This window comes from Mongoliibacter sp. (assembly GCF_007692705.1).
GTDB lineage: Bacteria > Bacteroidota > Bacteroidia > Cytophagales > Cyclobacteriaceae > Mongoliibacter.
Genome location: NZ_REBN01000056.1, coordinates 1 through 4,705 on the forward strand (window position 1 = coordinate 1; position 4,705 = coordinate 4,705).

Annotated in this window: 5 protein-coding genes; 3 read left to right on the top strand and 2 right to left on the bottom strand. The window is 40.3% G+C overall.

The genetic code is table 11. The features are described 5' to 3' along the window. Positions 1 to 324 (top strand): RpiB/LacA/LacB family sugar-phosphate isomerase (locus EA341_RS00925; protein WP_293010799.1); only part of this gene is annotated, 324 nt, incomplete at its 5' end. Positions 325 to 430: 106 nt separating this feature from the next. Here EA341_RS00925 and EA341_RS00930 read toward each other — a convergent pair. Beyond that, the gene (locus EA341_RS00930; protein ID WP_293010800.1) at positions 431 to 961 is read right to left on the bottom strand and encodes a DinB family protein; all 531 of its coding nucleotides are present in this window, start codon (positions 959 to 961) and stop codon (positions 431 to 433) included. A 77-nt stretch (positions 962 to 1,038) separates the two neighbouring features. On the opposite strand from EA341_RS00930, the gene gldD reads away from it, so the two are divergent. Next, the gene (gene gldD, locus EA341_RS00935) at positions 1,039 to 1,614 is read left to right on the top strand and encodes a gliding motility lipoprotein GldD (protein ID WP_293010801.1); all 576 of its coding nucleotides are present in this window, start codon (positions 1,039 to 1,041) and stop codon (positions 1,612 to 1,614) included. A 288-nt stretch (positions 1,615 to 1,902) separates the two neighbouring features. On the opposite strand, the gene EA341_RS00940 is transcribed toward gldD, so the two are convergent. Then, positions 1,903 to 3,678, bottom strand: coding sequence for a sodium:solute symporter family protein (locus tag EA341_RS00940; protein ID WP_293010802.1), 1,776 nt, complete (start codon positions 3,676 to 3,678; stop codon positions 1,903 to 1,905). A 210-nt stretch (positions 3,679 to 3,888) separates the two neighbouring features. On the opposite strand from EA341_RS00940, the gene EA341_RS00945 reads away from it, so the two are divergent. Then, positions 3,889 to 4,705 (top strand): aminoglycoside phosphotransferase family protein (locus tag EA341_RS00945; RefSeq protein ID WP_293010803.1); only part of this gene is annotated, 817 nt, incomplete at its 3' end.

Below are 4,705 nucleotides of genomic sequence, written 5' to 3' on the forward strand. Positions count from 1 at the left end.
GACGATTCAGTCGATTATCCAGACTATGTACATCCTCTTTGTGAAGCCATAGAAAAAGGTGAATTTGAACAAGGAATTTTAATTTGTGGTTCGGGAAATGGTGTTGCTATCACAGCAAACAAACACCAAGATATCCGGGCTGCACTTTGCTGGAACGAGGAACTTGCAGTCTTGGCAAGACAACATAATGATGCCAATGTAATTGCCTTACCTGCTAGATTTATTCCTTATAATTTGGCTGAAAATATGGTTAAAACTTTCCTCAATACGGATTTTGAAGGAGGAAGACACCTCAACAGGGTAGAAAAAATTGCATGTAAATAATAAAAGAACCGGGAAGAGTTTCCCGGTTCTTTTGTTTGGGACCATTCCAAAAGCCACCTGCAAAATCTTCCGGTAGCATAAATAATCCTCAAACCATACTTCTGAATTACATCATCCTGTACCTCGGAGGCTCAACTCCATTGGCTCTTATATAGGAAATAGCAGCACCTCTGTGGTGGATGGTATGGTCATCTATAAATCCCATAACCTGTCTTTTACTTCCTGTATTTCCATAAATCTCCACCTTATCACCCAATTGATCTTCGGGAACGGACTTGAATACTTTCATGGCATACTCATAACTGAGCTTAACATGTGCCTTGAGTTCTTCTTTGTTGGAAGGTTTGGCTTCTAGGATGCTTTTGGCATCTGGCCCTCCCAAAAATTGCTGACTCATGCCAACTACCGCATTAGAAAGGTGTACGATCTGTTCCTGAAAACTCATAGCTGATTCGTGAGGTTTGTAATCCAATAGATCTTCAGGCATTTTATCCACCACATCCATGGTAAACTGCATGCTGCCTTCCCATTTGGCTAAAAACTCATCCATATTAGTTTGAGCTTGGCTGACGGTTTGTGCAAGGAAAAATATGCCCAAAACCATGCCTACCGAAAATAATTTTAACTTCATTGTCATAACATCTTGTTTAAGTATAGAGTATAAATATCAATTTCTCAGGGTTCATATCAAACCAAATCAATAACTTTGAAATTATGCGTAGAGTTCTTGTACTTTTAATTTTCATTTCCTTTCTGACCGCATGTCAGGGAGATTATTTCCCCAAACCCAAAGGATATAACAGGATTGATCTTCCAAATAGGGCATTTACCAGTCTTGAAGGGGACTTTCCATATTCTTTCGAGCACTCTAAAAATGCCCGTATTGAATCAGATAGCTTCAACTTGGCACAAAAAGACTGGATAAACCTAAATTATGAAGGTTTGGGGGGCAAAGTACACCTTACCTATCTTTCTCTCGATACGGAAGGGAAAGATCTCAAAACAGTGTTGAACGACGCGATCAACCTCACAGCAAAGCATCAGGTAAAAGCATATGGGATTGATGAATCAATTGCACTGACTCCCAAAGGTTACACAGGTGTAGTTGCAGAACTTTCGGGTGAAGTGCCGACACAGTTTCAGTTTTTTGTCACAGATTCTACCAAAAACTTTCTAAGGGGAGCACTTTATTTTGACACTGCCATGAAAAACGATTCCTTGGCTCCTGCCATAGAATACATCAAAGTAGATATGGCCCACCTGATGAATACTTTAGAGTTTAAAAAATGAGTGGACAGTAGATGATACTTGCTGGAAGCGATATTGTGATACCTACATATCCACATTTGCATCACTAACCAATTAAACAAGGACTTAGATCAATCCGGTAATGTTAGATACCTGCAGGCCGGAGGGTTGGATACTTATTGATTTTGGCTGGAAATCACATGTTAATTTCATTATTGAGATTTTACTGGCAATAAAGCGGATAATCATATTGTGATATCTTTTGAAATTCCCAATGTACATGGTATAAGATGGAAATTGAATCACCAATTTAAGTATCCTTTAAACTTTTCAGCGCATATTTTTCCAGCTTTTTATGATGATGAATCCTCCAGTAATTGCTACCATTGTAGCTATTGTTGCGGAAAGTATATTCCCGTAAATCCAGAATCCGACAGCAAATAAAACAGCATAAACCATGATGGAACCTACCAGCATCAAGCCTATCTCCATAGGAAGCTGACCTTGTTCTTGTTTTTCGTCAGGGTACCTGTCCAAAACTTTCTTCCAACCAAAAGAAGCCGGTCTGACCTTTCTGTAGAATGAAAGCAATACTGCATCTTTTTCAGGTTTAGTCAATATGGTAGCTAAAATCCATCCAGCTGTTGTAATACCAACACCATAAAGCAGCTTGAGGTAAGCCATTTCCTCGGGGATGTGGATAAGTCCAATTTTAGGGTTGATGGTCTCAAAGAAGATGGCTACCAAAAATGAAATTATCATGGCATAGATTTCAGTGTAGGCATTGATCCTCCACCAAAACCAACGGAGAATAAATATCATCCCTGTGCCTGCGCCGATCTGCAGGAGTATGTTGAAAGCTTCGAGAGCATTTGAAAGGGCCAGTGCAAGAAATGCAGCCAAAACCATCAAGACTACCGTTGAAATTCTCCCCACCATAACCAATTCTTTGTCTGTAGCCTCAGGTTTCATAAACCTTAGGTAAAAGTCATTCACCACGTAAGAAGAACCCCAGTTGAGGTGTGTGGATAAGGTTGACATAACAGCTGCAATCAATGAGGCCAATACAATTCCAATCAGGCCAGTTGGCAAGAAAGTCAGCATAGCCGAATAGGCCAGGTCATTTCCCAACTTATCCACAGGAATATGCGGGAAGGCCTCTTGCATATCTGAAACATTCGGGAAAATGATGAGAGAAGACAGTGCAATGATAATCCACGGCCAAGGCCTAATACCATAATGTGCGATATTGAAAAACAACGTTGCCCCTATGGCATTTTTTTCATCTTTGGCTGAAAGCATACGCTGTGCGATGTAGCCACCACCACCAGGTTCAGCACCGGGATACCAGGTTGCCCACCATTGAATGGCCAATGGCATGATCAAAAGGGGTACAACCAGATTCCAATTATTGAAATCGGGGAAGAAATCAAGTTTATCAGAGACATTGGGGTGTGTTAATAAGTTGTCAAGAGACCCAATTTCAGGCATATCCAAGACATAGATGGCAGCACCTATTGCTCCTGCCATGGCTATGAAGAATTGGAAGAAATCGGTAAGCAAAACCCCTTTCAGACCACCTAAAGAGCTATAAATCACTGTTACTACAGAAGCAATCAAAAGGGTTTCTACTGGACTTAGACCCAGCATAACCCCTCCTATTTTGATGGCTGCCAGGGAAACGGTAGCCATAATAACTACGTTGAAGAAAACGCCTAGATATAAAGCACGAAAAGCCCGAAGAAAAGCAGCTGGCTTCCCACCATATCGTAATTCATAGAACTCCAAATCTGTGGTTACCTCAGACCTTCTCCAAAGTTTGGCGTACACAAAGACTGTCAACATACCTGTCAACAAGAAAGCCCACCATACCCAGTTGCCGGAGACTCCATCTTTTCTCACAATGTCTGTGACTAAGTTTGGTGTATCTGCTGAAAAAGTAGTCGCAACCATGGACACTCCAAGAAGCCACCATGGCATATTTCTTCCCGAAAGGAAAAACTCTTTGGCAGACTTCCCTGCTTTTTTGGAGGTATATACCCCAATCAACATGGAAATCACAAAAAAGGCGAGTATAATGCCCCAGTCAATCAAAGAGATGTTCATAGGTGTTGGGTTTAAGCAGTAGGTTTGTTAATTTTTTTACCTTACTCATTGAAACTTCTTTAATAAATTTCACTAATGTAAATATTTATGTAGGAATTGCAAAAGGTCTTTTACCAAATGTGCAAAATTTCATGGAGTTTTGAAGTCCTTGTGGTACCAATGGTATTTCAAATATGTTAAGCTTACTTTTGTCAAAATAAGATTTTCACCATGCAAAAATTCCCTTGGCTTTTCGAACTCAACCTTCACTATGGATTTGACCTTCAGGAAAAAGACCTTCAGCCATTTGGCGATGGACATATTCATCACACTTATTTGGCAGAGGGAAAAAGTGACAGATTCATCTTGCAGAAATTTAATCAAAAAGTTTTTACACAACCGCAGCTTATTTCACACAACCATCAGGTACTAATAAATGAAGTAGGCCAAAAAAATTTACCCTTTGAAATTCCACTGCCAATTGCCAATCTTCAAGGTAAACTATTTACCTCCATAGGAGACTCACTTTTCAGATTTTCGCCATTTATCGAAGGAGTGTGTGTCAATGAGATACAAGAGCCTAGACAAGCCTACTTGGCGGCAGAAGCATTTGCGCATTTCATCGCATTGGGTAAGCATATTGACCCAAGAGCATTCCTGGAGGTAATTCCTGGCTTCAATAACCTTAGCTTGAGGTTTGAACAATTGAAAACGGCCATTGCAAATACCAAGAGGCTGCTTACTGAAGAACTTCAAGAGCTTGTGGCGTTTTACCTTAATGAAAAGCCCTTGGTAGATGAATATGAGATGTGGATAAGTCAACTGCCCCTAAGGCTCACACACAATGACACCAAAATAAATAACCTGATTTTTGCAAAAAATCTCTCAGAAGTCAAAGCTGTGATTGATTTGGATACTTTAATGGGGGGCTATGCATTTTATGATTTTGGGGATTTGGTGCGGACTGTCGCCTGTACTGAACATGAGCATTCCACAAAATGGGAAAACATTGGAGTTGATCATGCCAAATACAATGCCTTGATGCAGG

Excerpts from the sequence above, each read along its gene's own strand:
- EA341_RS00940 (WP_293010802.1), bottom strand. The coding sequence starts at position 3,678 with ATGAACATCTCTTTGATTGACTGGGGCATTATACTCGCCTTTTTTGTG.
- gldD (WP_293010801.1), top strand. The coding sequence starts at position 1,039 with ATGCGTAGAGTTCTTGTACTTTTAATTTTCATTTCCTTTCTGACCGCA.
- EA341_RS00930 (WP_293010800.1), bottom strand. The coding sequence starts at position 961 with ATGACAATGAAGTTAAAATTATTTTCGGTAGGCATGGTTTTGGGCATA.